Raw genomic sequence first — 26507 nt, forward strand, 5'->3', positions numbered from 1 at the left:
GGAATGGGCAATTCGGTTCGCGTGCTTTCGACATTGGCGCTGAAGGGGGCGGTCGCGCGGCTTGCCGCGGCCTATCAGGCGGCAAGCGGTGTTGCGATCGATGCCGATTTCGCGCCGACGCTGGCGCTGCTCGAGCGCCTGCGTGGCGGCGAGGCGGCTGATCTGGTGATTTTGACCAAGGAAGGCCTCGACGAGATGATCGACGAAGGCCGCGTTGCGCGGGATAGCGCCGTCGATCTCACGCGCTCCTATGTCGGCGTTGCGGTGAAGGCGAGCGCCGCGCATCCCGACATCACAACCGAAGCCGCGCTGCGTGCGACGCTGCTCGGTGCACGGGCGGTCGCCTATTCGCGGCTCGGCGCCAGCGGCATCCTGTTCGCGCGGCTGATCGAGCGCCTCGGCATCGCCACCGCAATCAACGGGCGTGCGGTGATCATTCCCGCAGGCTTCACCGCGGAAAAGCTCGTCAGCGGTGAAGCCGATCTTGCGATCCAGCAGATCAGCGAGTTGAAGCAGATCGACGGCATCGAGGTCGTCGGGCCGATTCCGCTGGACTTGCAGACACCGGCGGTGTTTTCCGCCGGCCGCATGACCGCGTCGCCGCGCGCAGATGCCGCCGATCATCTGCTGCGGTATCTCGCATCGCCTGCGGTCGCGTCGGTGTTGCGCGAGACCGGGCTCGAGCCTTGAATTTGCCCGCACCGCGACGCAACCTGCCGCCCATGTTCAAACTGTTCCATGCATTCGTTCTTGCCGCGGCACTCGCCGCGCCTGCGCTGGCCCACGCGCAATCGGCCGACCTCGTGCTGTGCGACCGGCTCGCCGCCGATCCCACAGATCCCGACAAGCCGGCCGACGTGAAGGGCGTAGCCGAGATCGCGTCGGCGGATATCGCGACCGCGATCAAGTATTGCGCGGTGGCGGCAAAATCGTCGCGCCGCGCGATGTATGCGCTCGGCCGGGCCTATGCCGCCAACCGGCAGACGGCGGAAGCGATGGCCGCCTGGCGCAAGGCCGCCGACAAGGGCTCGACATCGGCAATGGTCGAGCTCGGCGTGCTCTACGGCAACGGCACCGGCGTCGCCAGGGACGAGGCGCAGGCGCGCAAATTGTTCGAGCGTGCGGCGCAGGCCGGCAACGCGCGCGGCGTCAGCAATCTCGCTGCACTCGGCGGCGGCACCGCGTCCGACCCGGCACGCGCCCGCGAATTGCTCGCCAGATCCGCCGAAACCAATGCGGAGGCGCAGTACCAGCTCGGCATGATGCTGGCCGAGGGCAAGGGCGGTGTGCAGGACGACGCTGCCGCACGCGCGCTGTTCGAGAAGGCGGCGGCGCAGAACCATCCAGGCGCGCTGGAGCGGATGGGGGCGTTCGCGCAGGCCGGGCGCGGCGGTCCGAAGGACAGTGATGCCGCAAAAGCCTATTACGAGCGGGCGGCTGCGCTCGGCGACGAGGATGCCAAGAAGGCGCTGGAGCGTGCCCGCTGTCCCTATGTGATCAAGGACAAGCGCGGCAACGCCGTGACCAATCTCTGCTTCTAGGTGGCCCCGTGGAATAGAAGAAACTGGCCCTTTCTTGCGGGCGCATTCTGATTCTACACTTGGCCGGTATCAGTATGCGCTTCGAAGGCGATGCCTTCTCACGCCATCCCTTCTCACGTCGGCCGCAATGCAGGTTTGCGTCGGAGACGCCGAGGTACCAATTGATGATTTCTCAGTTCTTCGAAGTCCAGATCAAGGACGGACACATCAACCGCTATATGGACCTCGCGGCGTCGCTGCGGCCTGCGCTTGACGCCATGGGCGGCTGTCTCTTCATCGATCGCTTCCAGAGCCTGACCCGCAAGAACCTTTTGCTGTCCTATCAGATCTGGCAGGACGAGGGCGCCATGACCGCATGGCGCGTGGATGCAGGCCATCATGCGGTCCAGAAGATCGGCCGCGAGGATGTCTTCTCCGACTACCGCATCCGCATCGCCCAGGTGATCCATGAAGCAAGGCCGGACCGCCCGATTTGGCAGCCCGAGCGACGCACGCCATACAATGACCCCGCAAGACGTCCCCCGACCTACGTCATTGCGTCGGAGTCGACCAATCCCGAGCTGCCGATAACGACCGAGTGGCGTCGGGATTCCTTCCGGAGCATGTATCGCGACGGCCGGTTCGCGCACCTCGTCGATCTGCCGGATGAGCAATCCGGCCTGGACTTCGGCGCACAGCTCTTCGCCGATCCAACGACCGAATACTTCCGTATTTTCGAGGTCATGCGCGACTACGGAATGTACGAGCGCGCTGAGGCGCCGCAGTATTATCCGCCGGTGGAGAGACCGTAGATCACGGCGCGGGGCAGGCCGCGCCGCTCTTCACCCAGGCTTCGACCAGCGCGCCGGCCTGCGCCTGCGTGCCCGGTGCGGGTGAGCGGCCGAAGCCGGGATGCCAGGCCCAGCCCACCAGCGTGTCCTTGCCGATATGATCGATCAGCTCCTCGACCTTGCGGCCGCCATTGCGCGCGGGATCCCTGATCTGAGCGCAGATCTCGCCGACCGTCTTGCCGGCCCATGCCATCTCGCGCGGCGCAAGATGCCATTCCGGGTGACCCGGCACGCGCCCGGGTTCGAAATTGGCGTGCTGGTGGCAGATCGAGCAGCGCATCGTCTCGACGCCGTGGCCATCGGCGCCACGCGTGACCGGCGGCTGGTGCATGCGGCTGATGTCGCCTTGCCGCGGACTGTCGCCGGCGGGGTGGCAGTTGGTGCAGCGCGGATGGGTCAGAACCTTGCCGAGCTCGGTGAAGATCGCCGCGGAGCGCTGCTCGGCATTCTCGATTGCGGCAAAGCTTTCCGGTGAGGCGAGGGCGTGGCTTGCGCTCTCCGATGCCGCGTAGCCGGCGCACAGGCTGGTCGCGAGCGCGGTCAGCAAGGCCATGATCCGAAACCGCGTGTCCGATGTCATCGCGCGCGGCTCACTTGTTGGCGGTCAGATAGCGTTTGGAATCGGCGAGGATCACGTCGCGCACCGCCTGGTGATATTTGATGTAGCCGGTGCAGCGGCACAGATGGCCGTCGAGCGCATCGGCAATCACAGTCTCGAGCTGGTCCCGCGCCACCGGCGTCTTCGCCAGCCGTTCGAGCAGAACCTGGCCCTCGTTGAGGAAGCCGGCCGTGCAGTAGCCGCACTGGAACGCGAAGTGATCGATGAAGGCCCGCTGCAACGCCGAGAGCTCGCCGTCCCTGGCGTGGCCCTCGACCGTGCGGATCGCCTTGCCGTCGAAATTCGCCGCCGGCACCACGCAGGTCGGGCTGGTGTAGCTGGTGCCGTCAGGATTATCGATGATGACTGCGCAGCTCAGGCATTGCGCGGCGCCGCAGCCGAATTTGGTGCCGGTCATGCCGAGCATTTCCCGAAGGAAATCGTTCATCGAGAGGTCGTCGCGGACCTCGATCGGTCCATGCTTGTGGCCGTTGATGGTGAGGTTGAGCGTCGTCACGCAAGCGCTCCCTTGAGCAGGCTCGATGTCACCGGCAATGAGCGGAAGCGGTGGCCGGTGGCGTCGTTGATGGCGTTGAGCAGCGCCGGCACGATCGGGATCATCACCACCTCGGCCATGCCCTTGGGCGGTTCGTCCGGCGTCAGCGGCGGCAGCATCTCGATCTCGAGATCGTGCAGCGGCAGGTCGGAGCCGCGCGCGATCAAATACTGGCCGAGATTCCACTGCCCGTTGCCGGGGCCGCCTTCGAACGGCGGCAGGGTTTCGAGCAGCGCGTAGCCGACGCCCATCGCGAAGCCGCCATGCGACTGGCCGAGCACGACTTCGGGCACCAGCGCCTGGCCGCATTCGAACACGCTATAGGCCTTGGCGATGCGCAAGCTCCCGGTCGCGCGCTCGATCTCGACGCGCACCAGCGTGCCGCACATCGAGGTGTAGGCGGTGCCGATCCGGTTGTTGTCGGTCGGCGGGAACTTCACGCTGACGCGGTCGATCCGCTCGAAGCCGCTACGGCCACGGCGGATCGCCAGCGCGTCGATCTCGGCGCGGTACTGCTCGCCGAACAGCGGGAAGCGCGCGCGCGACCAGGCCCAGCGCGAGAAGCTGTGCGCCACCGCGCCGGTGACGAAGCCGCGCGTGTGCGCGGTCGCCGCAAGCTTTGGCAATGGCAGCGGCGCGAGCTCGTCGAGCACGAGTTGCCCGTCCCGCCAGCGCGCTTTGTCCCATTGCCGGGTGCGCGGATCGGCCTTGCCGATCTGCCAGAGCTCGAGCGCCGCCGGCCATAGGCCGAAGCGGAAGATGATGCGGCCCGCCTCGGCCGACGAATGCGTGCCGACATGGGCGCCGATCGAGGCGCTGGTCGCCGAACTGATCGCCGGCACCCAGCGCGGGTTCTTCTCGGCGAGATCCTGGGTCTTCTGATCCATCGTGTAGGGATCGCCCGAGGTGACGAGCCCGAGCGCGTCGTAGCTGTCGACCCGGGAGACGGCGACCTCGTCGGCGACGGCGCCGAGATGGCCCGCGACCCGGTTGGCAAGCGCGGTGCCGATGCCGTTGCCCATCTCGACGTGATCGCAGAAGATCGCGATCCGTCCCTCGGGATCGATCTCGACCCGGCCCAGCGAGCAATCCGCGCCCGCGCCGTAGTCCTTGGTGACGCAGGCGACGCCGGTGCCGATCAGCCGTCCCTCGGATGCGGTCTGCTTGAATTGCGCGCGCTGCTGCCAGATCGGATGCTTCTCGAGCTTGTCGAGGATGTCGGGCGTGCGCACCGACACGATGTAGGGGTTGCCGGTCATGGTCCGGCCGTTCTGCTTCAGCGCATTGTTGCGGCGGAATGCGATCGGATCGACCTTGAGTTCGCTCGCGGCCTCGTCGATCAGGACTTCGAGCGCGGTCATGGTCTGCAGCGTGCCGTAGCCGCGCATCGAGCCTGCGGTCACGCCGCGCGAATGCAGCGCCACGGTGGTGACGTCCACCTTCGGGACGTCGTAGACGCCGATTGCCGCGGTGGCGGCGACGGTCGCGACGTTGGCGGAGAAGTTGGCGAGCCCGCCGCCGTCGAGCACATGGTCGGCGGCGAACGCCGTGATCTTGCCACTGGCGCGATCGATGCCGATCCGCGAGCGCATCTTGATCGGATGGCGTTTGATCCCGCCCTGGAATTGCTGGTAGCGGTCATGCGCCAGCCGCACCGGCCGTCCCGGGAAGAACATTGCCGCCAGCGCCACGTAAAGCACGAACGGGGTGTGGTCGCGGCCGCCGAAGCCGCCGCCGACATGGGCGAACTGTGCGTTGATGTGCGAGGGCCTGAAGGGCGGACGGGCCTTGCCGAGCATGAAGGCGATCGACTCGGTCGCCTCATAGGGCGACTGCACGCCGAGCACCAGTTCGAGATTGCCGCCCTTGTCGCTGTACCAGGCGAGCCCGCTCTCCGGTTCCAGGAACATCGGATCGACCGACTGGGTCTCGAACTCGCGGTCGAGCACGAGCTGCGCCGGATCGTCCTTGGCGAGCTGGGCGCGGATCGCTTCGCCATGGGTTGCGGCCTTGGCGTAGTCGGCTTTGGTCTCCTTGGCGAGCGGCAGCCAGACCGGCAGCGCCGCGTTCTGGATCCGGCTCGGCGAGACCCAGCCGGCCAGGATCGGCGAATAGACGTCGGGCGCGTCAGGCGTGGCGCCGGCCACCCGCGTGAAGCGATACGCGCCGTAATTCGGGATGACGACCGGTCCGGTCTCGTCGCCGAACCGGACGAAGCCGCCGTCACGCAGCGCGAGGCGCGCCCGGTCGAAGGTGTCGAACCGCTCGAAGATCAACAGCGCGACCGGCTGTCCGAGATAGAGCGGCGTCTTGCCGACGGGGCAGAACAGGTCGCCGGTGTAGAACTCCGGCACCCGCGTGCCGATGCGGTCGAGATCGGCTGCGGTCACGATAACCGACGGCTTCAGCGGACCATCGAGGCGAGCGAGATCCATGCCGGCATAGACATGCGTCGCGTCATCGGCGCGGACCAGAATGGCGTGCGAGGTGGTCGTGGGCCAACCCGGCATGTCGATGGCGCGAAAGTCCGAGGCATAGAGCTTGGCGCCGGTGACCTTGGCCACGCCGTCGACGCGGCCGGCGGCCTTCGCCGCCGGGTTGAAATGTCCGCGCCCGGGAAGCGTCTCGCGGGTCGCGAAGGCCGGTTCCTTGGCAAGCGCCAGATGCGACAGGCTGACCGAGATACCGCCGGCCGACAACCACTTCACGAATTCGCGTCGCGAAGGCCGCATGGTCTGATCTCTCATCAACGCTTCGTGGGCGCGTCGCGCCGGGGTTTATCGTTTGGCGTAGCACACGCAAAAGTATTGCGGCAAAGCGTGCGCATTCGCAACGCCGCAATAGGTCGTAGTCGCGGCCTCACTTGAGGTCGGCGATCGTTGCCGGTCCCGGACCCGGCGTGATCAGGGTCGGCCATTGCTTGGAACCGAATGGCACCAATGGCGGCAGGAACGTCGTCATGCCGCGCTTCTTGGTCTCGGCGATGATCGCCTCGCGCGCGTCGCCGCCCATCAATTCGTAGTCCATCAAATGGTAGCTGCCGAAGAACAACGCGCCGACCGAGCGGTCGGCGATGATCCGGGTCAGCGACTCCAGCATGTCCGACGGCGTCGTGGTGAAGGAGATCGTCTCGATCAGCATCAGGCGGCTGTTGATGGCGTCAGGCCCGAAGAACTGCGCCAGCACGCTGAAGATCACGTTGTTCTGCCGCGCCACATAGATCGTGTTGCTCGCACCGTAGGTCTTGTCCCAATCGGCGCCGAGCTGGGTCTTCCAGTCGGCCATCACGGTCATCCAGTGCGCGACCTGGGTCTGCGCGGCCCAGGCGACGTTCTTGGCGAGGAAGGGGGCCTGCTTCTTGCCGAACGCCTCGAGCTTGGCGAAGGGGATGACGCCGGCTGTGAGGCAATCATCCATGAAGGCGATGTTGTTCTGCAGGATGGTGCGGTTGTTGTCGCGCCAGTCGGCCTGCATCGGCGTCGCGTCGAGCCCGTCGAGCGCCGACTGCATCCGGCTGCGATAGGCCTGCATCGACCCGCGCCACGCCTTGTCGTCGGGATTGTCGACATAGGGGCCGACCACCTCGGCCAGCGCCATCGTGCTGTGGCCGACCGATTTGAGCAACTGGTAGACGATCGGCACCTGCGGCGCCTCGGTCGGCGGCTTGCCCGGCCGGTAGAGGATCAGGCGCCCGCCGGCACCGGAGAATAGGCCGAGGATCACCGGGTGTTTGTCGAGGATGTTCTTCTGGAAGATCCGCGCCGCATCGCCATAGAGCTCGAACATGCCGGTGTTGAGCGCCAGCACATCCTTGGTGGCGACATCGGCCGGCGTCGACGAGGTCTTGCCCGAGATCGGCCCCATGTAGTCCGGCAACGACTGGGCGAGGGCGGTACCGCCGCTGCCGAGCAGCAGTGCCAGGGCGGCAGCCAGGCGAAGGCGACGGGTCATGTGATGCTCCTCGATGCCTCCAGCCAATGCCGAGGGCCGGGTGCGGCCGCGCGACCATTGGCGGAATGCGCAAATGCTTGGACACAATGAACTGGAGGTAGATCCCGCGTGACGCGGCACGACGCGGGCGGATGCCTACAGCTAAGCGACGAATCGGCTGCTGTCCACACCCGGACATTGCGGGCTTGCCTGCGCCAAAAGACCCAATGGTGCGGCCTTCGGCCCGGTGCTATGTGGCGAATAGAATCAATTTTATTTATTGGATTTCTCGTGCTCAACGGACTCTACAAGGTCGAGTACGGCATCAACGGCGCGTTCGGCCGCAGCATCATGTGCTTGCACAACGGCAAGATGATGGGTGGCAATTCAGCCTTCGCCCATCTCGGTAGCTATCAGGTGACGGGAAGCGAGATATCAGCCGAGGTGATCACCGAGCGTCACAATGACGATCCGCACTTCAAGCCGCTGATGGGCGCCGATGTCACCGTCATCAAGGTGCGCGGCCGCACCGAGGGCTCGACTATCCTGCTCGAGGGCAAGGCGGACGCCATGCCGGACGGCGTGTTCTGGGCGAATTTGGCGCCGCTCGACGATGAGGCGTTGCCGCCGCGCGGGGCTGTCGGACCGGGCGGCATCGTCAACGGGCTCTACTCCATCCAACTCCGCGCACTCGACGGTGTCGACGCCGGCCTCTCCGGGGTCATGCTGCTGATGGATGGCCGCATCCTCGGTGGCGATGCATTCTTCTACTATCTCGGCTCGTATACGTCGGCGGACGGCCGCTGGCGGGGCGAGATCGTCAATCAGGAGCACACGCCGGCGAAGGGCGAATACCCGGTGTTCGGCGGTTATGAGGTCGGCATCGGCTTTGCCGGGTCGTGTCGCGAGGAGGGCGCCGAGCTCGAAGGCATCGCGCTGGCCGGCAAGCGCAGCCTTCGGCTGGCAGCCGAACTGCGGCTGATGCGACGCGCCTAAAGCATGATCCGGAAAAGTGCGAAGCGGTTTTCCGAAGAGATCATGCTCAAATAGAGCGACCGGCCGTCTCCTCAATCCTTGATCAGAAGCACGCCGCCGATGATCAGTGCGATGCCGGCCAGTCGCGAGACTGACACAGGGTGCTGCGCCAGCCCGAACACGCCAAAATGGTCCATCGCGATGCCGGCGACCATCTGACCCGCGACCACCAGCACCAGCAGGGTTGCGGCGCCGAGCGAGGGCAGCAGCAGGATTATCAAGAGGATGAAGACGCCGCCGAGGATGCCGCCGCTCCAGGCCCACCAGGGCACGGCCGACACCAGCTTCCATGACGGCACCGGGTCGCGCGTCGCGACCACCACGACCGCCATCGTCACGAGGCCGCCGAGATAGCTGACGAGCCCGGCCCAGGCCGGCGAGTTGAGGGCTGAGCGGAGATTGCCGTTGAGGACCTGCTGAACGGCCACGCAGATGCCGGCGCCGAGCGCGAGCAGAGAGAGAAACCAGACTTGCATGTGATGCCCCAAAACCGGTCGCCGAAGGACTTTCTGTCATAATCGATTGGCCATGATCGTGGCATGCGTGGAGCGACGCGCGAAACGCCCGGAATGGGCTTCCACCCACGCCCCAGATCGAATAAGAGGCCGCAAACCCTCAGTTCCCAGCGTTGAGCATGATCCGCCTCGATAACGTCTCCAAGCAAGTCGGCCACCAGATCCTCTTCATCGAAGCCTCCGCGGCGCTCCAGAAGGGCGAGAAGATCGGCCTTGTCGGGCCGAACGGCTCCGGCAAGACCTCGCTGTTCCGAATGATCTCGGGTCAGGAGGTCCCCGATGAGGGCCAGGTCTCGCTCGATCGTGGCATTTCGATCGGCTATTTCAGCCAGGATGTCGGCGAGATGTCCGGCCGCAGCGCGGTCGCCGAGGTGATGGACGGGGCGGGGCCCGTCAGCGTGGTCGCGGCCGAGCTCAGGGAACTCGAGGCTGCGATGGCCGACCCCGACAAGGCCAGTGAGATGGATGACATCATCGCCCGCTATGGCGAGGTGCAGCATCAGTTCGAGGAGCTCGACGGCTACGCGCTTGACGGCCGCGCGCGCGAGGCGCTTTCGGGCCTGGGCTTCAGCCAGGAGATGATGGACGGCGATGTCGGAAAACTCTCCGGCGGCTGGAAGATGCGGGTGGCGCTGGCACGTATTCTCTTGATGCGTCCCGACGTCATGTTGCTCGACGAGCCAAGCAACCATCTCGATCTCGAAAGCCTGATCTGGCTCGAGCAGTTCCTGAAGGGCTATGAGGGCGCGCTGCTGATGACCTCGCATGACCGCGAGTTCATCAACCGCATCATCAACAAGGTGGTCGAGATCGACGGCGGCCAGCTCACCAGCTATTCCGGCAATTACGAATTCTACGAGCAGCAGCGCGCGCTCTCCGACAAGCAGCAGCAGGCGCAGTTCGAGCGGCAGCAGGCGATGCTCGCCAAGGAGATCAAGTTCATCGAGCGCTTCAAGGCGCGCGCGTCCCACGCCGCCCAGGTGCAGAGCCGGGTCAAGAAGCTCGACAAGATCGAGCGGGTCGAGCCGCCGAAACGTCGGCAGACCGTGGCGTTCGACTTCCTGCCGGCGCCGCGCTCCGGCGAAGACGTCGTCAACCTGAAGAATGTCCACAAGGGATATGGCAGCCGCACCATCTACCAAGGCCTCGACTTCATGATCCGCCGCCGCGAGCGCTGGTGCGTGATGGGCATCAACGGTGCCGGCAAGTCGACACTGCTGAAGCTCGTGGCAGGCTCGACGGAGCCTGATGACGGCACGGTCGCGATCGGCGGCAGCGTCAAGATGGGCTATTTCGCGCAGCACGCGATGGATCTGCTCGACGGCGAACGCACCGTGTTTCAGTGGCTTGAGGATTGCTTTCCGCAGGCGGGCCAGGGCTCCTTGCGGGCGCTAGCCGGCTGCTTCGGGTTTTCCGGCGACGACGTCGAGAAGAAATGCCGGGTGCTGTCGGGCGGCGAGAAGGCGCGGCTGGTGATGGCACAAATGCTGTTCGATCCACCGAACTTCCTGGTGCTCGACGAACCGACCAACCATCTCGATCTCGCCACCAAGGAGATGCTGATATCAGCGCTCTCCGAATTCGAGGGCACCATGCTGTTCGTCTCCCACGACCGGCATTTCCTCGCCGCGCTCTCCAACCGCGTGCTGGAGCTGACGCCGGAGGGCATCCATCAGTTTGGCGGCGGCTACACCGAATATGTCGCGCGCACCGGGCATGAGGCGCCGGGGCTGCGGAGTTAGTTCAAGTTCTCCACCGCGCGCAAAACGCCTCGACGTCGCCTGACTGGAATTCCGGTAGGCGCTCCCAGATGGTCTCAGCCGGCCAGTTCCACCAGGCGATCTGCGATAGCTCGGCCGCGATCTTGCGGTTGAACCGCTCCTTGATCGGCCGGGCCGGCACGCCGCCGACGATGGTGTAGGGCGCGACATCGCGCGAGACGACCGCGCCGGCCGCGAGCACCGCGCCGTCTCCGACGGTGACGCCGGGCAGCACGATCACGCCATGGCCGATCCAGACATCGTTGCCGATCACGACGCGATCCGCGCGTCGGTTCCTGAAGAAGTCACGATCCCGTTCGGCGGAGGCCGTGTAATATTCAGGGCAATAGGTGAAGCGGTGCTGGGAAGGGCGCTCGAGCGGATGATTAGGCGCGCCGATCCGGACCTGCGCCGCGATCGCGCAGAAGCGGCCGATCTGCGCGTCGGCGACGATGCAGCCGCTGGCGAGGTAGGAATAGTCCCCGAGTTCGGTATATTCGATCGCGGTGTCGCCGAGAACTTCGCAGCAACGCCCAACCTTGACCTCGCGCAGCCTGACCGTCGGCTCGATGACGGTTTCGGCAAGCTTGGGGCGGGGCGGGGTCGATTGATCCATATGACTGTCCTTGATCCGGCAACTCGCACGGAGTGGTATCTATCACAGCTGGCGGGCAGGGCGAGAGTGGTTGCTGTCTGCTGCGGGGGCCTAGCTCTTAAATTCCGTCGACCACGGCGATCGCCTTGTTCAGCAAGTTCGCGCGTGGGAATCAAGCCGCTGACCGGATCGGGAAATGTACACTGCAGATTGTTGGGCTATCAAAGGATTTGCGATTCGCTTGCTTGCGTTTTAGGCCTCGATAGGTTTTAAGCCCGGTGACTTCATGCCGTTGGCATGAACGAGAAGCGCGCTGCGTGGTTTTACCACATTCTAGACAGAGTTGCGTCGTAGCTCGCGCGCCCCCAAATTCAGAGGATTTCAGCATGGCCAAGATGACGAAGAATCAATTGATCGACGCGATTGCCGAAGGCACGCAGATCTCGAAGAACGACGTAAGGACCGTCATCGAGCACATGGCGACTGTTGGCTATAGAGAGCTGAACGAATCCGGTGAGTTCGTCATACCTGGCTTTGTGAAAATGTCTGTCGTGCATAAGCCTGCCACAGAAGCTCGCAGCGGCGTAAATCCTTTTACGAAAGAGCCGATGGAATTTGCGGCGAAGCCAGCCAGCAAGTCAGTCAAGGCGTCACCTCTCAAGGTCGCTAAGGACGCCGTCTGAAGACTACGGTTTGCGGCGAGCCAAGCGCGCAAGAAATGCAACGGCGCGTGGCTGGGCGGCCTAATCCTTCAAGCCGTTGACTGCGGCAATGGCCCTGATCATTGCATCCTTCAGCGCCGCGTCGTTGGCGGGATTCGATTGCCGGCGTTGGCCGGGATCGTCGAAATCGTGGGTCGCGCCGGGATAGAGCACGACCTCGATCTTGCTGCCCGCGGCGACGGAACGCTGCGCGACCTCCTGGCACCGCTCGGGCGACACCTCCTCGTCGTCGGATCCGAGCAGCATCGTGATCGGTGCGGCCGACTTGAGCGTCTGCGCCAGCAGGGCCGCCGGCCCGCAGCCGGGATAGAACGCCAGCGCTGCGCGATAGCCCGACGTCGCCGTACCCTGGCGCTGCATGACGTTCAGCGCGGTGCTGCCGCCGTTCGACCATCCCTGCAGGAAGATGCGGTTCTCCCGGACATCTTTCCGGCTGCGCAGCCAGCTTAGCGCGCCCTCGGCGTCCAGCGGCCGCACGGTCTTTTCGTTGACGTCGTCGCGATCGGGATCGTCATGCGTGAAGCGGCCGAAGCCATGGGCCTTGCCGCGCGGCCCAAAGCTGTCCGGCAGCAGCGCGACGTAGCCGTGGTCGGCCCAATACTGCCCCCAAATCGCGTGGCGCTTGGAGAGGCTGCCGGCATTGCAGGCCGCGGACGGAGCTGTGCGCGACACCAGGGTGCAGTCCTTGTTGACGTTGATCGAATAGGGGCCGCCGCGGCCGTGCAGCAGCACGATGGCGGGGTGCGGGCCCGGCGTTTGCGGCCGAAACAGATAGCCGACGATCTCGGTCTTGCCGTCGGCGCTCGGAAAGAAAACGGTGTCGGGGGCGGCCGCCGCCGCTGTCGGCAATGTCGTGAGCATCAGGAGGGCAATCTGAATCGCGCGATGGGTCATCCCCACAGCATGAGCAACATTTTCGGATGAATTACGGCATGACTGCTTCCAGCAATGCAAAGCCGCATGGCACGCTGCACCGTGCTCGGCTTGTGAGGTAAGGGGCCGCCCGCTACCCTTCGCAAAAAAAGCGGGAGCGAAACAGCATGAAACAGATCAGGATCGGCGACATCACGATCGACGCGGTGATCGAGCGCGAAGGGCCGTGGCGGCGGCCGCAGGATTTCTTCCCGACCTATGACGATGCTGTGTTCAAGCATCACCTGAAGACGATGGAGCCGGAGGTGTTCGATGCCGCGCGCGGCATGATGGTGATCACCTACCAGACCTTCGTGGTGCGGACGCCGCGCCATACCATCCTGGTCGACACTTGCACCGGTGAGAACAAGGGGCACCCGCCGCCGTTCGACTTCCCGGGCAAGGAACGCTGGCGCAACGAGCTGTTCGCGCTCGGAATCTCCTACGAGCAGATCGACTACGTGTTCTGCACCCATCTGCATATCGACCACACCGGCTGGAACACCACGCTGCGCGACGGGCGCTGGGTGCCGACCTTCCCGAACGCGAAATACGTCTTCCACAAGGGTGAGTATGCGGCCTGGGAGGCCGAGAACGCCAAGGGCGCCAATCCGCCGGGCACGGTGTTTCGCGACAATTGCCTGCCGATCGTCGAGGCCGGGCAGGCGCTATTGGTCGACGACGACTATGCGCTCGACGACACCGTGACGCTGACGCCGACGCCGGGTCATTCGCCCTGCCATTGCTGTATCAACATCTTCTCGAAGGGGCAGCGCGCCGTGGTCGCCGGCGATCTGATGCATCATGCGATCCAGTGCCGCGAGCCGGAATGGTCGGCAAAGCCCGATTGGGATCCGAAGCAATCGGCGATCTCGCGGCGAAAATTCTTTGGCTCTGTGGCCGGGACCGACACGCTGATCCTGCCGATCCATTTCCCGGCCCCGACGGTCGGCCTGATCACCGCGGACGGCGACCGCTTCGACTATCGCTTCAAGCGGGAGTAGAGCGTTTCGAGCGAAGGTTCGCGTGAAGAAAACGCGTCAAAGCAATAATCTGGAGCTTCGGTTCTGATTCTAATCAGAACCGAAAATGCTCCAGGCGGCACGGGCCGGTCAGCGGTTGAGCGCGACGTCCCTGAAGGCCACAACCAGCGGTCGTTCGAGCTTGCCCTTCATGTCGAGCAAGAGCTCATAGGCTTTGTCCCGCGGCATCGTCGGCTTGTAGGTCCGTTGTTCGATCAGCGGCCGCGAAGATGTCGGAGATAGTCAGGATGCGGACGATGTCCGGAATACTTTCGGAGCACAGCCCGTCGGGATAGCCGCTGCCGTCGAGATATTCGTGATGGTGCCGCACCGCGTCGAGAACTTCCGCGGAGATACCCGGCGTGTCCTTCAGCGCGTCATGGCCCAAGGCGGGATGGGTCTGGATCAGCGAGCGCTCGGCGTCGTCGAGCCGACCCGGCTTGTCGAGAACGGTGAGGGGGATCGTCGCCTTGCCGATGTCGTGGAACATCGCCGCAGAATAGAGACGCTCGATGTCAGGCTTGCTCATGCCGAGGCTCATGCCGAAATCGACCGCGAGGCCGGTGACCAGCAGGCAGTGCTGGTAGGTGCCTTCGTGGTGGCGGCGGACGGTCGCCAACCAGTCGGAAAGCCCATTTTCAGCGATGCTGTCGGCGATTCCCGCTCCGGCGTGCCTGACATCGGCGACATCGATCGCCGCACCGTTCATCACGGCCGAAAACATTGCGGCAATGCTGGCGGCGCCAGCGGATGCCGCTTCAATACTGGTCGGTGACAGATCGTCCGGAACGATCGATGGCGCTTCGATATCGACAAGCCTTGCCAGAAGCTGCGATGGCTTGACCGGACGGAAGAGAGCATCCGTCGCGCCGAGCGCATAGGCCTGGACCATTGCAAGGCGCGTACGCTGATCGACGATGAAGATGCGCCTCGGGATCCGCTTTAGTCTGCTGGAGATCGCTTTCAATGCAGCGATGTTGTCGACGAGCCGCAGGTCGGCGCTCACGACCAATGCCTCGACATCGCCGCCCCGGAGCCGCGCAGCGGTAAGCAGTTCTGAGGTGATCTCAAATGTTTGTCCCAGAAGTCCGCGGACATCGGACAGTCTGGACGGCGTATCGGCAACAATATGAATCGGCATCGAGGCAGGCGATCTTTTGGCGAAAGGGCGGCGTTACCCGAGCCGCGTCACCTGAGTCCGGCGCGGAGCCTGGGTCAGAAACCGTTCAAGCTCGGTGCAGAGGCGATGCGCGAGCTCCTCATTGATCTCGAACGTCGCGACGGTGCCGGCGCAGTCGAATTCGATGGTCCCGCGTAACGGTGCGGCTGACACGGTCGATACCACGATGTTTGTCGCTCTCGGCATGTCGTCAACTTCCTTTCAGGCCGGGTGCCGCCATCCTCATTTCGGAATGACCGGGCGTCCCTTTCGCTTTTTCTCTTCGATGAATCTCACGCCGATCTCGGTGCCGTCGACACGGACCAGCTCGCAGCGGCGGAAGGCCAGCCCCCGCGAGGACAGCACCAGGAAGAACTCCTGGGCCTTCAGCACATCAAGCGTTCCGTCGACCTCGAGCCGGGCGCCGCTCTGCGAGACGTCGAGCAGGATGCAGCTCCGCCGCCATGTGCCGTCGACACCCATGAGATTGACGGGATAGCGGGTATCGAGCCTGACGCGCTCCGCCCTGCGGTCACCATACGTCATGACGCCACTCACCCTGCCTTGGAAGGCTTCGCAGTCAGCTCGCTCAGCGAACCGAACCGGATCGTGCGCTGCGCGTTCGACAGCGGCAGCCCTTCAAACATCTGCCGGGCGCGCTCCAGCTCGTCCGGCGCGACCGTCAGGCCGGCCTTTCGGTAGCTGACGATCGCGGCCGTGGTGTTCCAGTTCAGTCGCGATGCGCGGCAGGCGATGACGAGCCCGTTGCTGTCGGCGGCGTCCATCAGCGGCGTGATCGTTTCGATCGGAACGCTCGCGAGCTGCGCCAGCGCCGCGACGACGTTGCGGACCTCTTGCCTGATCGCGAAACGGTTGACGCTGGAGTCGTTCAGCTGTCCGGACTTGTTCAGGGCCATCACCGTGGCCCGCGCCTCCGCATAGTCGATCGTGGCTGGTGGTTTTGCGGAGGCGCGGGCTGAGCTGGTATCGATGGCGGCGCGGATCGCGTCCTGAATGTCGGGACGTGCGCGCTTGAGCAGCCGGGCCTGCTGACGCGGTGTGGATCGCATGACGAGATCGGCGAGCACGCGGTCCGGCAGGTCGGTGCGCGATATCAATGCGTCTGCGATGCCGTCGTCGCGCTCGGCGGCATCAACCATCATGGCAAAGCCAGCGCTGGTCAGTTCCGCGCCGGGATTTTCGGCCAAAGCGCGCAAGACGTTGCCGTCGCCACGCATCAGCAGAATGTCCGTGAGCTCCTGGTTGACCGCCTTGCGTCCCGCGATCGCGCAGAGATGTCCTTCGGCCCGCATCCAGGCGATGTCGATCAGGTCGGCATCCAGAATGCAGTCGCATTTGCGCAGGATCGGCGCGGCGACATCGGCGTCGTCATGATTGGCGAGCCGCCGTGCCAGCTCCCGCGGCACCAGACGCAGGTCGGCAAGGGAGCGGCTGAGCGTGGTCAATGTCCGCAGCTCGACGCTCTCGGTCAGGCGGACCAGGATGTCGTCGAACAGCCCGACATGGTGTTCGTTGAGCCGGTGAGCGTCTTCGAGAAAAAGCCCTGCCACCTCCCGCAGCATGCGCGTGCGGCGGTCTGGTGAGCCGGCCTTCAGGACATGGTCGAGTTCAGCAATAAGATCTGGCGAGGCAATGGTGGTCATTGCGGTACCTAAAATGTTCCGCGACGGGGAACTTCTGTGTCCCCGAAAGCATTTTGCTCCCCGAATCTTTAATAGGGGTATAGAAATTGATGGGGGTGCCTGTGCTGACGGTGGATATTGCGGTAAACACTATCGAAAATCGGCAGCAGCGATATTTTGCCAGATTGTCCGCTTCGACGAACGGACCGCAGTTTTCTTGACTGAGTTCATTGGACGATTCGCATTTTGTGCATGGAAATTATCAATGAGGCCGGCGCGCTTTGCGTGGCGCCGCGCGGACATTTTCAAGACCATTTCACAGGAGCAGTCATTTGACGGCGCCATTGCTGGTGCCGAGAGTCTTTCGTTTTGACGACGTCGATGCATTCCGGAGTTCGATCCGAGACCTGGATGTTGATTTCACGCCACTCGCGCGGAAGATTTCGGCCGAGCAGATCATCCTGAGTTTGCCGGGATGCGAGCTCAACTACACCCAGTCCTTTCCGCGCATCGTCGACGCGCAGCTTGCGCGGCACACGACGGCGGTCGGCTTCACGATGGATGACGGTGTCCCGATGCGGTTCAACGGCGTCGAGCGCGATCGTGCGGTGATCGTGCTTGGCGGCGGCGGCGCGTTCTATACCTCGGTGGAGGAGGCGCCCCGGCAATATGTCTCGGCGATGTTCACGCCGGAGGTTGTCGACCGCGGCTGGCCGAACCCGGGTCTCCATTTCAGCATTCACGAAATATCTCAACGCGCGCAGGATCGGCTGCGCGAAGTGGTCAGGCAAATTCTGCTCGTGACCTCACAGCAGACTGATGATGCCCAGTTCGCTACCGGCGCGTCGATCAAGGAAACGCTGCTTGCGGCGATCGACAACGCCTTCGCCGAGATCGTGCCGGCCAAGTGGACGACGCGGGCCAACACGACGCGGCAGTTCAAGGTCTTCAACGACGCGCGTGCCATTCTGGCCGGCGACGTGGCTCACCCGATTTACAGCGGCGAACTCGCCAGGCAGATCGGCGTGTCGGTGCGCACGCTGCACGACGCCATCCAGCGCTACCGGGGCGTCAGCCTGCATCGCTATCTGCGGTTGCGCCGGCTCTGGCTGGTACGCCAGCAACTGCTCGCCGGTGCGCAGAGCGTCAAGGCCTGCGCGCTGGCCTACGGATTTTGGCACCTGAGCGATTTTTCGCGCAGCTATCGGTCGCAGTTCGGGGAAGCGCCATCGGAGACGCTGGCCGCCTCGCGCCGTCCGGGCGCCGTGCGCGCCGAGACGGCCGCTGGCAGATACGAATCGTAATCGTCGATCTGAACGGAATCTTAACGGCCGCCGAAGAGGCTATTGGTACGATTCCACCAGAGGCGGCGGTGATGCATCCCCGGAGATTTGCGCGTGTTCGTCCGACAGGATGCGTATCCAGTGTGGTCAAGCTGCAGCTCGAGCCGAAGGCGCCGCTGATCGAATGCCGGCTGGTGGACTATTCCGCCGGAGGGGCCTGCCTGGAGTTTCAGAAGCCGATCCAGCTGCCCGAACGTTTCGAAATGTTTCACGGCAACACCAAGAAGCGGTGCCGGCGGGTCTGGAGCAGGGGTGTGCGGGTCGGCGTCTCGTTCTGAGCGCAGAAGAGCGTTTTCGAGCGAAGCGGACACCGGTTCGCGTGAAGAAAGCGCGTCAAAACAAAAAGCATCGGCTGATCTGGCGCAAGCATCCGTCAATAGCCGTTCGGGCCGCGCCCGGCGCGACCCGATGGTCTTGTCCCGATCGAAGCTGAGGGAAGCGCCGGCGAGGGGCTCAGGCGCCGCTCTGGCACTTCTTCATGAACGAGTTTTTGGCCGCGCCGGCGAGCTTCTTGCCGTCGGAGCCGACCGCCTTGGTCTCGCAGGTATCGGTCGTGCACTTCTTCATGAACGAGGTCTTGGCCGCGCCGGCCAGCGGCTTGCCGTCCTTGCCGACCGCCTTCGTCTCGCAGGAGGCGTCCTGTGCAAATGCCGAACCGGCGGCAAAGGTCGCGATCACGGCCGCCAAGAAAATCCGCTTCATCTGGGTTCTCCCTAAACCAAACCAGTGGCCGGATTGGATATCGGATTCTTGGCCCGATCAAGTTCCCACAGCCGATTTTGTCGGTAAAATGCCCCGATCAGAGCAAGGAAATTCCGCGTGCAGCGCGGAACAACATGGGGGACGCCCGGAATGGAATTCGAGACGCTGGTACAGACACGCAAAAGCGTGCGCGGGTTCAAGAAGCAGCCGGTGTCACGGGCGACCGTGGAGGAGATCATCGAGGTGGCCAAGCGCGCGCCGTCCTCGATGAACACCCAGCCCTGGCACGTCCATGTCCTGACCGGGGCGCCGCTGGAGGAAGTGCGCCGCCGCAACATGGAGGAGATGATCGCCGGCGCCAAAGCCAAGCGCGACATCGTCAGCCATGGCGAGTACCAGGGCGTGCACCGCGGTCGCCAGGTCGACATCGCCAAGAAGCTGTTCGGGGCGATGGGGATTGCGCGCGACGACAAGCCGATGCGGCAGGATTGGGTGCTGCGCGGCTTCCGCCAGTTCGACGCCCCGGTCTCGTTGGTGCTCGCCTATGACCGGATCCTCGATCCCGGCGCGGTCTGCCATTTCGATCTCGGCGCGCTCTGCTACGGCATCGTGCTGGCGGCTTGGGATCGCGGCCTTGGCAGCGTGATCAACGGCCAGGGCATCATGCGCTCCGACATCGTGCGCGAGGTCGCCAACATCCCGGAAGACCAGGTGATCATGACCTGCGTCGCGATGGGCTATCCCGACGACGGCTTTGCCGCCAATGCGGTGCGGTCGGACCGCGAGGCCAACAGCGATTTTGTCCGCTACGTCGGCTTTGCCGAATAGAGGGATATGACCAGTGCGGACCCGCAGCATCACCGGCGCGGTTGTCCTGGCGTTGGTCGTCTTCATCTCGGCCCTCGGTTCCGGGCGAGCGGAGGGCATACGCCTCGACGCGCTCAAGATCCCGGTGCCGAATGCGGGAGGGGCAGGGCCGTCCGTCGCGCTGCTCGACGCGATCGTGCTGCGGCCGGATGACGGGCAACCGCATCCGCTGATCCTGCTCAATCACGGCTCACCGCGGTCGGCGAGCGACCGTCCGGCGATGAGCCCCTACGGGATGTGGGCACAGGCTGTGGAGTTCGCCCGGCGCGGCTGGGTCGCCGTGGCTTTCCTGCGCCGCGGCTACGGCGCCTCGCAGGGTGGATGGGCCGAGAATTACGGAGGGTGCTCTGACCCGGACTATGCGAAGGCCGGCCGCGCCGGCGCCAGCGACGTCGCAGCCGCCGCCAAATTCATGACCGGTCAGGATTACGTCAGCAAGGGGATCAGCGTCGGCCGCTCGGCGGGAGGCTTTGCCACGGTCGCGTTGACGTCGATGGCGCCGTCGGGTCTGGCCGCTGCAATCGCGTTCGCGCCGGGCCGCGGATCGACCGGCCCCGATACGGTCTGCGAGGAGGACGAACTCGTCGACGCGTTCGCGCAGTTCGGCAAATCCTCGCGCATCCCGCTGCTGTGGGTGTCCGCCGACAACGATCATTTCTTCGGGCCGAAACTCGTGACGCGATTGTCGGACGCGTTTGCGAAAGCCGGCGGCAAGCTCGCGCTGGTTCGAACGCCTGCCTTCGGTAGCGACGGGCACACGCTGTTCAACGAGAATGGAACGGCGATCTGGGCGCCGATCGTCGATCGCTTCCTTGCTGCCAACAATCTCGTGCTGCGCGATCGGCTGCTCGACGCGCCCGCGCGTCCCGCGCAAATACGCACGCGCTGACCACGCCGCGGGATATTGAATTCCGCGCCGTGAAACCCTCGCGCGAGCGTGAGTGCGCGCGCGCGTTTCCGCTATTTGTGCCGGCAAAAAATGCGCTACTGGTTTTTTGAAGCACAACAGCGCAGGCGAGGAATCTCAGATGAGCGATGATGAACAGACAGCCATGATCCGCGAGACCGTCGCGAGATTCGTCGATCGCGAGCTGATCCCGCTCGAGCCGCAATATCTGAAATCGAAACTGCCCGGCAGCGATCATCCCGAGCTCACGCCGGAACAGCGCAAGCGGCTGCGCGACGTCTCGAAGGAGCTCGGACTCTGGGGCCTCGATGCGCCCGAGGATCTCGGCGGCCACGACCTGCCGACCCGCACGATGGCTGCGGTGCACGAGGAGCTTGGCCGCAGCTGCGTGCCCTTCGTGCTGCCGCCGGACTCGCCGAACCTGCGCATGCTGCAAGCGGTCGGCACCGATGCGCAGAAGAAAAAATATCTGCAGCCCTATATCGAGGGCCGGATGGCATCGGCGATCGCGATCTCGGAGCCCGGCGCCGGCGGCGATCCGGCCGGCATGAAGACCCGCGCGGTGCTCGAGGGCGAAGAGTGGGTGCTGAACGGCCGCAAGATCTGGATCAGCAACGCGCGCGCCGCCGACTTCATCATCGTGATGACGCGTGTCGGCAGCGACCAGCGCCACGGCGGCATCACCTCCTTCATCGTCGAGAAGGGCACGCCGGGATTCATCATCGAGCGCGAGATCCCGATGGTCGGCGGCGGCTCGACCTACGAGATCGTTTTCGAGGACTGCCGCATCCCGAAGGACTCGGTGCTGGGCGAGGTCGGCAAGGGTTACGCGCCGATGCAGCTGCGCCTGCGCACGCGGCGGCTCGAGATGGGATCGACCTGCGTCGGCATCACCAAGCGCGCGCTCGATATGATGTGCGAGCACGCCAAGCAACGCGAGACGTTCGGCGTCAAGCTCGCCGAGCGCCAGGCGATCCAGTGGTGGATCGCCGACATCTCCACGCGGATGCATGCCTGCCGGCTGATGGTGCGCGAGGCCGCCGACAAGACCGATCGCGGCGAGGACATCCGCCACGAGGCCTCGATGATCAAGGTGTTCGCGACCGAGATGGCCTATGAAGCCTGCGACCACGCCATGCAGACGCTCGGCGCGCTTGGCGTGACGCTGGAATTGCCGCTCAACGCGCTCTGGCAGAAGGCTCGGCTGATGCGGGTCTATGAAGGCCCGAGCGAGGTGCACCGCCAGTCGATCGCGCGTCGCGTGCTTGGTCTGCGGGGAGGTTAGGTTTCGCCCGTCGTGGCCTAAACCGCGACATCCACCACCACCTTGCCGGTCGCGGTCCGGTCCCGGATCGCGGCGTACGCATCGGCGAGCGTCGCCAGCGTGAAGTGACGCGGATCGAGGCGCGGCCCGACCATGCCGCTCTCGACCAGACGCGTCGCCTCGCGCAGGATCTCGCCATGGTGGGCGCGGCCTTCGCCGGTCAGCAACGGCAGCAACGTGAACACGCCGGAATAGCTTGCGGCACGAAACGACAGCGGCGCCAGCGCGTGCGTGCCCCAGCCGAGCGCGCTGACGACATGGCCGAAGCGGCGCACCGCATTGAAGGAGGCGTCGAGCGTCGCGCCGCCGACCGTGTCGAACACGATGTCGAAGCCGCGGCCCTGCGTGTGGCGGGTGACGTAATCTTCGACGGTCTCGCCGGCGTAGTCGATCGGCGTTGCTCCGAGACGTTCGATGAGCGCCAGGCTGTTGGACGAGCCGGTGCCGTAGACGTCGGCGCCAAACGCGCGCGCGATCTGGATCGCGATATGGCCGACGCCGCCGGCTCCGCCATGAACCAGGACCTTCTGGCCGGCGGCAACATGTGCCCGATCGACCAGACCTTCCCACGCAGTAATGAAGATCAACGGCAGCACTGCCGCCTCGCGCATGGTGAGATTTGCAGGCTTCGGGGCCAGCAGATCGGCATCCACTGCCGCGTAATCGGCGAGCGAACCCTGTAGTCCGCCGACGCCGCCGGTCATGCCGTAGACCTCGTCACCTCTGCGCAATCCCGTCACGCCGGGGCCTATGGCCTCGACGACGCCGCTGAGATCGATACCGAGGATGGCAGGCAGCGGCTGCCGCGCATGCGCTGCCTGACCTGCCGCAATCTTGAGGTCGAGCGGGTTGACGCCGCTGGCATGGACGCGGACCAGCACCTGGCCTGGTCCTGGCTGCGGCCGCAGGATGTCGGTCAAGCGAAAGGGCGTGTTGGGGGTTTCCAGTATCGCGGCGTGCATTGAAGGCTGGTCGGTCATGTCGAGCTCCTTGGTTGCCAATCTGCGGACACTGTGATTGTTTGGGAATAGACGATGTTGTACGTTGTCCATTCATTTTTGAATGGGCGCCTCAATGGAATGGAGCGATCTTAGGATCTTCCTCGCCGTCGCACGGGAAGGGACACTTGGCGCGGCGGCGCGCATGCTCGGGCAGAGTCAGCCGACTATGGGACGGCGGCTGCGCGAACTGGAAACGTCGCTCGGCCAGACGCTCTTTCAGCGCACCGCCGACGGGTTTGTGTTGACCGACGAGGGCGCCAGCGTGCTCGCCCATGCCGAGCGAATGGAGGAGGAGGCCGATGCACTCGAGCGCCAACTTGCCGGGCGGGACCGCCATCTCGATGGTCTGTTGCGCGTCTCATCCTCGGACTGGTTCGGCGCCTGTGTCTTGACTTCGGTACTCGCCGAGTTTGCAAAGCTTCAGCCGCGCGTGGTGGTGGAACTGCTGACCGACGCGCGCCTCTACAGCCTGCCGCGGCGTGAGGCCGATATCGCTTTCCGCATCCGGCCGTTCGACGAGGCGGAGGTGATCTCACGGCGGCTGATGCGCATCGACTATGGCGTCTATGCCCGCGCCGACAGCCCTTACGCACCAAAGCCAGGTGACGGGCGCGGCACGCCGCTGATCACGATGGACACCGCGTTCGATGGCATGCCCGATGCGGTCTGGCTGAAGAAGATGCTGCCGCATGCGCATGTGATCTCGCGCAGCAACAATCGCGACGTTCAGGCCCGGATGTGCGCCGAGGGTGCCGGTGTTGCGGTGTTGCCGCGTCCGCTCGCCGATTCAATTGACGGCTTGCGGCTGGTCGATCTCGGTGCGCCGCCGCACGGACGCGATACCTTTGTGGGTTATCATCGCGATCTCAAGCGGCTCGCGCGCCTGCGTGCGCTGCTCGCCCTCCTGATCGACCGGCTTGCGAATTAGCTACGCCGCCCGCACGTCGGAGAGGAAGCGGTTGACCTGGCCGGCGAGGTCCTTGGACTGCGTCGAGAGCTGTTCGGCCGCGCCCAGCACCTGGGTTGCCGCGGCGCCGGTGTCGTCGGCGGCGCGCTGCACGCCGGAGATGTTGGAATTGACCTCCTGGGTGCCGCGCGCGGCTTCCTGAACGCTGCGCGAGATCTCCTGGGTTGCCGAGCCCTGCTCCTCGATCGCGGCGGCAATCGCGGTGCCGATCTGGTCGATCTCGGTGATGACGTCGACGACGCTCCTGATTGCGGTGACGGTCTCGTCGCTCGCGGTCTGGATCGCGGTGATCTGCTCGGCAATCTCCGTGGTCGCCTTCGCGGTCTGGCCGGCGAGCGATTTCACCTCCGAGGCGACCACCGCAAAGCCGCGGCCGGCCTCGCCGGCGCGCGCCGCCTCGATGGTGGCGTTGAGCGCAAGCAGGTTGGTCTGTGCCGCGATGCTCTGGATCAGCGTCACCACGTCGCCGATCTTCTGTGCGCCGTCAGCCAGCGAACGCGCAGTGTCGCCGGTGCGGCGGGCATGGTCGACCGCGCGCGCCGCGATCTCGGTCGAGGTCGCGACCTGGCGGGCGATCTCCGAGATCGATGAGGTCAGTTCCTCGGTCGCGCTCGCCACCGTCTGCACGTTGGTCGAGGTCTGATCCGATGCGGCCGCCACGACCGCGGCCTGGCGGTTGGTGGCGGCGGCGGTCGCCGACATCGATTGCGCCGTATCCTCCATCACAGACGATGCCGCCGACAGTCCGCCGACCAGTTCTCTGAGCTTGGCCTCGAAGGCGCGGGTCAGATCGTCGAGCACACGCGCGCGGCGCATCTTGACGTAGTTCTCAGCTTCCTTCTCGGCAGCGAGGCGATCGGCTTCGATCTTGTTGTCCTTGAACACCTGCACGGCGGCGGCCATGGCGCCGATCTCGTCGTTGCGCGCGGCGCCGGGGATAGCCTCGGCGACCTCGCCCGCGGCCAGACGCGACATCCGGCCGGTGAGGGCGGCGATCGGGTTGAGGATGCGGCGGCCGACCATGACGATGAGGCCGGCGCTGACCGCAATGACCGCGAGCAGACCGACCAGCGCAATCACGAAGCTGAACCGCGCCGACGAGTAGGCGCTCGCAAGGCCCTGCTCGGCATTCTCGTAGAACGCGTCGCGCACGGTGATGATGGCGGCGAGGCCGATCTGCGATTCGGGGTAGTAGGTGTCGAGGTCCTGCTCGTATTTGCCGGTCACTGCGCCTTCCTTGGCGAACTTCAGCGCCTTGCCGAATCGCTCGACATAGTCGGCCTGCATCTTGCCGAGCGCCGTCATGACGTTCGCTGGCGTTGCCGGATTGTTGCGCAATTCCTGCAGCGTCGAGAGGATCTGCTCGGTGCGGCCGGTCGAGCGGTAGAGTTCCAGCTTCTCCTGATCGGTCGCGACACGCTTGGCGCCGACCAGCGCCTTGTGCAGGCTGGCATTGAGGCCGCCGGTGTCGCGCAGCGTCCAGGCGACGTTGGCATAGCTGGCCTGGCGATAGGCATTGCCGTCGAGGCCGGCGAGCCGGCGCACCTGCTCGTCGAGCAGCGTGGTAACACCGGCGTTGAACACGGAATTGTCGGCGACGATCTTGCCGGCGGCCGCGCGGCGGGCATCGGCCGGGCCTGAGATTGCAGCCGTAATGGCGTCGCGCAGCCCGGCAAACTTCAGCTTCAGCGCATCGATCGCGCTCGCGACCGCCTCGCCGTCGTCGAGCGATCCCGGCAGGGCGGCGCGCACCTGGTTGACCTTGGCGAGCGCGCCGTCGGTCAGCTGGCGCTGACGGTCGAGTTCGGCGATCTGCTTCGGATCGATCGTGGCGGTGCCGAGCAGCAAATTGGTGGCGTAGCCCCGCTCGGGGTTCATGTAGCGCGGGATATCGCCGACGGCGCGGACGATCTCGAGCCGGCTCTGCGCGGTCGAGATCTTGTCCATGGTCTGGTACTTGGTCACCGCGACATAAGCCGCCAGTCCGCCGCCGACCGCGGACAAGGAGACGATCGCGGCCGTCAGGAGAGTACCGATTTTCATGGGATGCGCGCCATTCTGGACGAGAGAGGGGAGGCCTCAACCGTACCTTGTGCGCATTAAGCTTGGGTTTACGATGCGCGAGCCACGGCGCTCCGGGCTTCCATCCTGCCCGAAAGTCCAATCGTCCAAAAGTTCAGGCGCCGCCCCGTCGTGCGTGGCGTTCAGTGCTCGTCGTCGTCAGCGCCGCCCTTGGTCGCGGAGCGATGCTGGGTCGCGCCGCCCGAGCCCGCTTCGCCGCAGGGCAGCTGGGTCCAGGTGCCGTCGGCGGCCTGCTGATAGGCCTGGCAACCGGCTGAAGTCGTGGTGGTGGATTTGTCGTCGGCTTTCTGCCGCTCGCCACTCTTCGCCAGCGCTGGTGTTGCAATGGCAGCGATGGCGGCGAGCGAGCCTGCGAAAACCAGCCCTGCAATCCGCATGTCGGGTTCTCCTTCTCGAAGCGAATTCATATCCAGAAAAGAAATCTGGCGATTTTGGGCCGCGGCAAAGGGCCTGCGACGAATTGCTTAATGCCCGGAAAACGAACTGGGACAGTGGT

At 64.9% G+C, this 26507-nt stretch carries 28 protein-coding genes; 13 read left to right on the forward strand and 15 right to left on the reverse strand.

The genetic code is table 11. The features are described 5' to 3' along the window. The first annotated feature begins 3 nt into the window (after positions 1 to 3). The 3 genes from G6P99_RS21740 to G6P99_RS21750 all read left to right on the forward strand — a co-directional run bounded on the left by G6P99_RS21740 (position 4) and on the right by G6P99_RS21750 (position 2332). Positions 4 to 690, forward strand: a complete 687-nt coding sequence (locus G6P99_RS21740; RefSeq protein ID WP_029082243.1) for a substrate-binding domain-containing protein — start codon at positions 4 to 6, stop codon at positions 688 to 690. A gap of 32 nt (positions 691 to 722) precedes the next feature. After that, the gene (locus G6P99_RS21745) at positions 723 to 1541 is read left to right on the forward strand and encodes a tetratricopeptide repeat protein (RefSeq protein WP_035977230.1); all 819 of its coding nucleotides are present in this window, start codon (positions 723 to 725) and stop codon (positions 1539 to 1541) included. 74 nt (positions 1542 to 1615) lie between these two features. Next, positions 1616 to 2332 (forward strand): antibiotic biosynthesis monooxygenase family protein, encoded by a 717-nt coding sequence (locus tag G6P99_RS21750; protein WP_245284734.1) that lies wholly within the window; start codon positions 1616 to 1618, stop codon positions 2330 to 2332. Position 2333: 1 nt separating this feature from the next. Here G6P99_RS21750 and G6P99_RS21755 read toward each other — a convergent pair whose 3' ends face one another. The 4 genes from G6P99_RS21755 to G6P99_RS21770 form a co-directional block, all read right to left on the reverse strand. Continuing rightward, a complete protein-coding gene (locus tag G6P99_RS21755; protein WP_029082240.1) occupies positions 2334 to 2951 on the reverse strand; it encodes a hypothetical protein in 618 nt (205 codons plus the stop codon). A gap of 10 nt (positions 2952 to 2961) precedes the next feature. Continuing rightward, a complete protein-coding gene (locus G6P99_RS21760; protein ID WP_029082239.1) occupies positions 2962 to 3486 on the reverse strand; it encodes a (2Fe-2S)-binding protein in 525 nt (174 codons plus the stop codon). Further along, positions 3483 to 6257: a xanthine dehydrogenase family protein molybdopterin-binding subunit gene (locus G6P99_RS21765; protein ID WP_029082238.1), complete on the reverse strand. Its 2775-nt coding sequence runs from the start codon at positions 6255 to 6257 to the stop codon at positions 3483 to 3485. Before G6P99_RS21765 ends, G6P99_RS21760 begins: the two co-directional genes overlap by 4 nt. A 127-nt stretch (positions 6258 to 6384) precedes the next feature. After that, positions 6385 to 7476, reverse strand: coding sequence for a hypothetical protein (locus G6P99_RS21770; RefSeq protein ID WP_029082237.1), 1092 nt, complete (start codon positions 7474 to 7476; stop codon positions 6385 to 6387). 270 nt (positions 7477 to 7746) lie between these two features. On the opposite strand from G6P99_RS21770, the gene G6P99_RS21775 reads away from it, so the two are divergent. Continuing rightward, positions 7747 to 8451, forward strand: a complete 705-nt coding sequence (locus G6P99_RS21775) for a GrlR family regulatory protein (RefSeq protein WP_029082236.1) — start codon at positions 7747 to 7749, stop codon at positions 8449 to 8451. 71 nt (positions 8452 to 8522) lie between these two features. Here G6P99_RS21775 and G6P99_RS21780 read toward each other — a convergent pair whose 3' ends face one another. Continuing rightward, positions 8523 to 8966 carry a DMT family transporter gene (locus G6P99_RS21780; protein WP_165123411.1) on the reverse strand — a complete coding sequence of 148 codons (444 nt, stop codon included), beginning with the start codon at positions 8964 to 8966 and terminating at the stop codon, positions 8523 to 8525. 158 nt (positions 8967 to 9124) lie between these two features. Here G6P99_RS21780 and G6P99_RS21785 point away from each other — a divergent pair, with 158 nt between their 5' ends. Then, on the forward strand, positions 9125 to 10747 hold the full coding sequence (locus G6P99_RS21785) for an ABC-F family ATP-binding cassette domain-containing protein (protein WP_029082234.1): 1623 nt from the start codon (positions 9125 to 9127) through the stop codon (positions 10745 to 10747). Position 10748: 1 nt separating this feature from the next. On the opposite strand, the gene G6P99_RS21790 is transcribed toward G6P99_RS21785, so the two are convergent. Beyond that, positions 10749 to 11381 carry a DapH/DapD/GlmU-related protein gene (locus G6P99_RS21790; protein WP_029082233.1) on the reverse strand — a complete coding sequence of 211 codons (633 nt, stop codon included), beginning with the start codon at positions 11379 to 11381 and terminating at the stop codon, positions 10749 to 10751. A gap of 365 nt (positions 11382 to 11746) precedes the next feature. Between G6P99_RS21790 and G6P99_RS21795 the strand changes: the two genes are divergently transcribed. Continuing rightward, positions 11747 to 12043 (forward strand): HU family DNA-binding protein, encoded by a 297-nt coding sequence (locus G6P99_RS21795; protein ID WP_029082232.1) that lies wholly within the window; start codon positions 11747 to 11749, stop codon positions 12041 to 12043. Between the two features lie 60 nt (positions 12044 to 12103). Here G6P99_RS21795 and G6P99_RS21800 read toward each other — a convergent pair whose 3' ends face one another. Continuing rightward, on the reverse strand, positions 12104 to 12976 hold the full coding sequence (locus tag G6P99_RS21800) for a dienelactone hydrolase family protein (RefSeq protein WP_051346448.1): 873 nt from the start codon (positions 12974 to 12976) through the stop codon (positions 12104 to 12106). Between the two features lie 146 nt (positions 12977 to 13122). On the opposite strand from G6P99_RS21800, the gene G6P99_RS21805 reads away from it, so the two are divergent. After that, positions 13123 to 13998 (forward strand): MBL fold metallo-hydrolase, encoded by an 876-nt coding sequence (locus tag G6P99_RS21805; protein WP_029082230.1) that lies wholly within the window; start codon positions 13123 to 13125, stop codon positions 13996 to 13998. Positions 13999 to 14182: 184 nt separating this feature from the next. Here G6P99_RS21805 and G6P99_RS21810 read toward each other — a convergent pair whose 3' ends face one another. From G6P99_RS21810 to G6P99_RS21825, 4 genes are read right to left on the reverse strand one after another with little or no spacing between them, the layout of a single operon-like run. After that, on the reverse strand, positions 14183 to 15157 hold the full coding sequence (locus tag G6P99_RS21810; RefSeq protein WP_334262113.1) for an HD domain-containing phosphohydrolase: 975 nt from the start codon (positions 15155 to 15157) through the stop codon (positions 14183 to 14185). A 33-nt stretch (positions 15158 to 15190) separates the two neighbouring features. Continuing rightward, positions 15191 to 15382 (reverse strand): hypothetical protein, encoded by a 192-nt coding sequence (locus tag G6P99_RS21815; protein ID WP_029082228.1) that lies wholly within the window; start codon positions 15380 to 15382, stop codon positions 15191 to 15193. A gap of 36 nt (positions 15383 to 15418) precedes the next feature. Beyond that, entirely contained in the window at positions 15419 to 15721 is a 303-nt protein-coding gene (locus tag G6P99_RS21820; protein WP_029082227.1) for a PilZ domain-containing protein, read from the reverse strand. Between the two features lie 8 nt (positions 15722 to 15729). Continuing rightward, positions 15730 to 16839 (reverse strand): DUF2336 domain-containing protein, encoded by a 1110-nt coding sequence (locus tag G6P99_RS21825; protein ID WP_029082226.1) that lies wholly within the window; start codon positions 16837 to 16839, stop codon positions 15730 to 15732. Positions 16840 to 17150: 311 nt separating this feature from the next. Between G6P99_RS21825 and G6P99_RS21830 the strand changes: the two genes are divergently transcribed. Further along, the gene (locus G6P99_RS21830) at positions 17151 to 18122 is read left to right on the forward strand and encodes an AraC family transcriptional regulator (RefSeq protein ID WP_245284733.1); all 972 of its coding nucleotides are present in this window, start codon (positions 17151 to 17153) and stop codon (positions 18120 to 18122) included. 71 nt (positions 18123 to 18193) lie between these two features. Then, positions 18194 to 18439, forward strand: coding sequence for a PilZ domain-containing protein (locus G6P99_RS21835; protein ID WP_165123412.1), 246 nt, complete (start codon positions 18194 to 18196; stop codon positions 18437 to 18439). Positions 18440 to 18614: 175 nt separating this feature from the next. On the opposite strand, the gene G6P99_RS21840 is transcribed toward G6P99_RS21835, so the two are convergent. Continuing rightward, a complete protein-coding gene (locus tag G6P99_RS21840; protein WP_029082223.1) occupies positions 18615 to 18863 on the reverse strand; it encodes a hypothetical protein in 249 nt (82 codons plus the stop codon). Between the two features lie 150 nt (positions 18864 to 19013). Here G6P99_RS21840 and G6P99_RS21845 point away from each other — a divergent pair, with 150 nt between their 5' ends. The 3 genes from G6P99_RS21845 to G6P99_RS21855 all read left to right on the forward strand — a co-directional run bounded on the left by G6P99_RS21845 (position 19014) and on the right by G6P99_RS21855 (position 21922). Continuing rightward, positions 19014 to 19691: a nitroreductase gene (locus G6P99_RS21845; protein WP_029082222.1), complete on the forward strand. Its 678-nt coding sequence runs from the start codon at positions 19014 to 19016 to the stop codon at positions 19689 to 19691. A 13-nt stretch (positions 19692 to 19704) separates the two neighbouring features. Beyond that, positions 19705 to 20619, forward strand: a complete 915-nt coding sequence (locus G6P99_RS21850; protein WP_051346447.1) for an alpha/beta hydrolase family protein — start codon at positions 19705 to 19707, stop codon at positions 20617 to 20619. A gap of 139 nt (positions 20620 to 20758) precedes the next feature. Continuing rightward, on the forward strand, positions 20759 to 21922 hold the full coding sequence (locus tag G6P99_RS21855; RefSeq protein ID WP_165123413.1) for an acyl-CoA dehydrogenase family protein: 1164 nt from the start codon (positions 20759 to 20761) through the stop codon (positions 21920 to 21922). Between the two features lie 17 nt (positions 21923 to 21939). Here the strand turns inward: G6P99_RS21855 and G6P99_RS21860 are convergent, their stop codons facing one another. Further along, positions 21940 to 22941, reverse strand: coding sequence for a zinc-dependent alcohol dehydrogenase family protein (locus tag G6P99_RS21860; protein WP_029082220.1), 1002 nt, complete (start codon positions 22939 to 22941; stop codon positions 21940 to 21942). 94 nt (positions 22942 to 23035) lie between these two features. Here G6P99_RS21860 and G6P99_RS21865 point away from each other — a divergent pair, with 94 nt between their 5' ends. After that, positions 23036 to 23890: a LysR family transcriptional regulator gene (locus G6P99_RS21865; protein ID WP_029082219.1), complete on the forward strand. Its 855-nt coding sequence runs from the start codon at positions 23036 to 23038 to the stop codon at positions 23888 to 23890. On the opposite strand, the gene G6P99_RS21870 is transcribed toward G6P99_RS21865, so the two are convergent. Beyond that, a complete protein-coding gene (locus G6P99_RS21870; RefSeq protein WP_029082218.1) occupies positions 23891 to 25972 on the reverse strand; it encodes a methyl-accepting chemotaxis protein in 2082 nt (693 codons plus the stop codon). A 161-nt stretch (positions 25973 to 26133) separates the two neighbouring features. Continuing rightward, positions 26134 to 26388 carry a hypothetical protein gene (locus G6P99_RS21875; protein WP_029082217.1) on the reverse strand — a complete coding sequence of 85 codons (255 nt, stop codon included), beginning with the start codon at positions 26386 to 26388 and terminating at the stop codon, positions 26134 to 26136. Between the last annotated feature and the right edge of the window lie 119 nt (positions 26389 to 26507).

It is taken from the genome of Bradyrhizobium sp. 6(2017) (genome assembly GCF_011058295.2).
GTDB lineage: Bacteria > Pseudomonadota > Alphaproteobacteria > Rhizobiales > Xanthobacteraceae > Bradyrhizobium > Bradyrhizobium septentrionale.

What these genes read in the sequence shown, in the direction of transcription:
- G6P99_RS21740 (WP_029082243.1), top strand. Translation starts at nt 4, where the DNA reads ATGGGCAATTCGGTTCGCGTGCTTTCGACATTGGCGCTGAAGGGGGCG.
- G6P99_RS21745 (WP_035977230.1), top strand. Translation starts at nt 723, where the DNA reads ATGTTCAAACTGTTCCATGCATTCGTTCTTGCCGCGGCACTCGCCGCG.
- G6P99_RS21750 (WP_245284734.1), top strand. Translation starts at nt 1,616, where the DNA reads ATGCGCTTCGAAGGCGATGCCTTCTCACGCCATCCCTTCTCACGTCGG.
- G6P99_RS21755 (WP_029082240.1), bottom strand. Translation starts at nt 2,951, where the DNA reads ATGACATCGGACACGCGGTTTCGGATCATGGCCTTGCTGACCGCGCTC.
- G6P99_RS21765 (WP_029082238.1), bottom strand. Translation starts at nt 6,257, where the DNA reads ATGCGGCCTTCGCGACGCGAATTCGTGAAGTGGTTGTCGGCCGGCGGT.
- G6P99_RS21770 (WP_029082237.1), bottom strand. Translation starts at nt 7,476, where the DNA reads ATGACCCGTCGCCTTCGCCTGGCTGCCGCCCTGGCACTGCTGCTCGGC.
- G6P99_RS21780 (WP_165123411.1), bottom strand. Translation starts at nt 8,966, where the DNA reads ATGCAAGTCTGGTTTCTCTCTCTGCTCGCGCTCGGCGCCGGCATCTGC.
- G6P99_RS21785 (WP_029082234.1), top strand. Translation starts at nt 9,125, where the DNA reads ATGATCCGCCTCGATAACGTCTCCAAGCAAGTCGGCCACCAGATCCTC.
- G6P99_RS21790 (WP_029082233.1), bottom strand. Translation starts at nt 11,381, where the DNA reads ATGGATCAATCGACCCCGCCCCGCCCCAAGCTTGCCGAAACCGTCATC.
- G6P99_RS21795 (WP_029082232.1), top strand. Translation starts at nt 11,747, where the DNA reads ATGGCCAAGATGACGAAGAATCAATTGATCGACGCGATTGCCGAAGGC.
- G6P99_RS21800 (WP_051346448.1), bottom strand. Translation starts at nt 12,976, where the DNA reads ATGACCCATCGCGCGATTCAGATTGCCCTCCTGATGCTCACGACATTG.
- G6P99_RS21805 (WP_029082230.1), top strand. Translation starts at nt 13,123, where the DNA reads ATGAAACAGATCAGGATCGGCGACATCACGATCGACGCGGTGATCGAG.
- G6P99_RS21810 (WP_334262113.1), bottom strand. Translation starts at nt 15,157, where the DNA reads ATGCCGATTCATATTGTTGCCGATACGCCGTCCAGACTGTCCGATGTC.
- G6P99_RS21815 (WP_029082228.1), bottom strand. Translation starts at nt 15,382, where the DNA reads ATGCCGAGAGCGACAAACATCGTGGTATCGACCGTGTCAGCCGCACCG.
- G6P99_RS21820 (WP_029082227.1), bottom strand. Translation starts at nt 15,721, where the DNA reads ATGACGTATGGTGACCGCAGGGCGGAGCGCGTCAGGCTCGATACCCGC.
- G6P99_RS21825 (WP_029082226.1), bottom strand. Translation starts at nt 16,839, where the DNA reads ATGACCACCATTGCCTCGCCAGATCTTATTGCTGAACTCGACCATGTC.
- G6P99_RS21835 (WP_165123412.1), top strand. Translation starts at nt 18,194, where the DNA reads ATGCATCCCCGGAGATTTGCGCGTGTTCGTCCGACAGGATGCGTATCC.
- G6P99_RS21840 (WP_029082223.1), bottom strand. Translation starts at nt 18,863, where the DNA reads ATGAAGCGGATTTTCTTGGCGGCCGTGATCGCGACCTTTGCCGCCGGT.
- G6P99_RS21845 (WP_029082222.1), top strand. Translation starts at nt 19,014, where the DNA reads ATGGAATTCGAGACGCTGGTACAGACACGCAAAAGCGTGCGCGGGTTC.
- G6P99_RS21855 (WP_165123413.1), top strand. Translation starts at nt 20,759, where the DNA reads ATGAGCGATGATGAACAGACAGCCATGATCCGCGAGACCGTCGCGAGA.
- G6P99_RS21860 (WP_029082220.1), bottom strand. Translation starts at nt 22,941, where the DNA reads ATGACCGACCAGCCTTCAATGCACGCCGCGATACTGGAAACCCCCAAC.
- G6P99_RS21865 (WP_029082219.1), top strand. Translation starts at nt 23,036, where the DNA reads ATGGAATGGAGCGATCTTAGGATCTTCCTCGCCGTCGCACGGGAAGGG.
- G6P99_RS21870 (WP_029082218.1), bottom strand. Translation starts at nt 25,972, where the DNA reads ATGAAAATCGGTACTCTCCTGACGGCCGCGATCGTCTCCTTGTCCGCG.
- G6P99_RS21875 (WP_029082217.1), bottom strand. Translation starts at nt 26,388, where the DNA reads ATGCGGATTGCAGGGCTGGTTTTCGCAGGCTCGCTCGCCGCCATCGCT.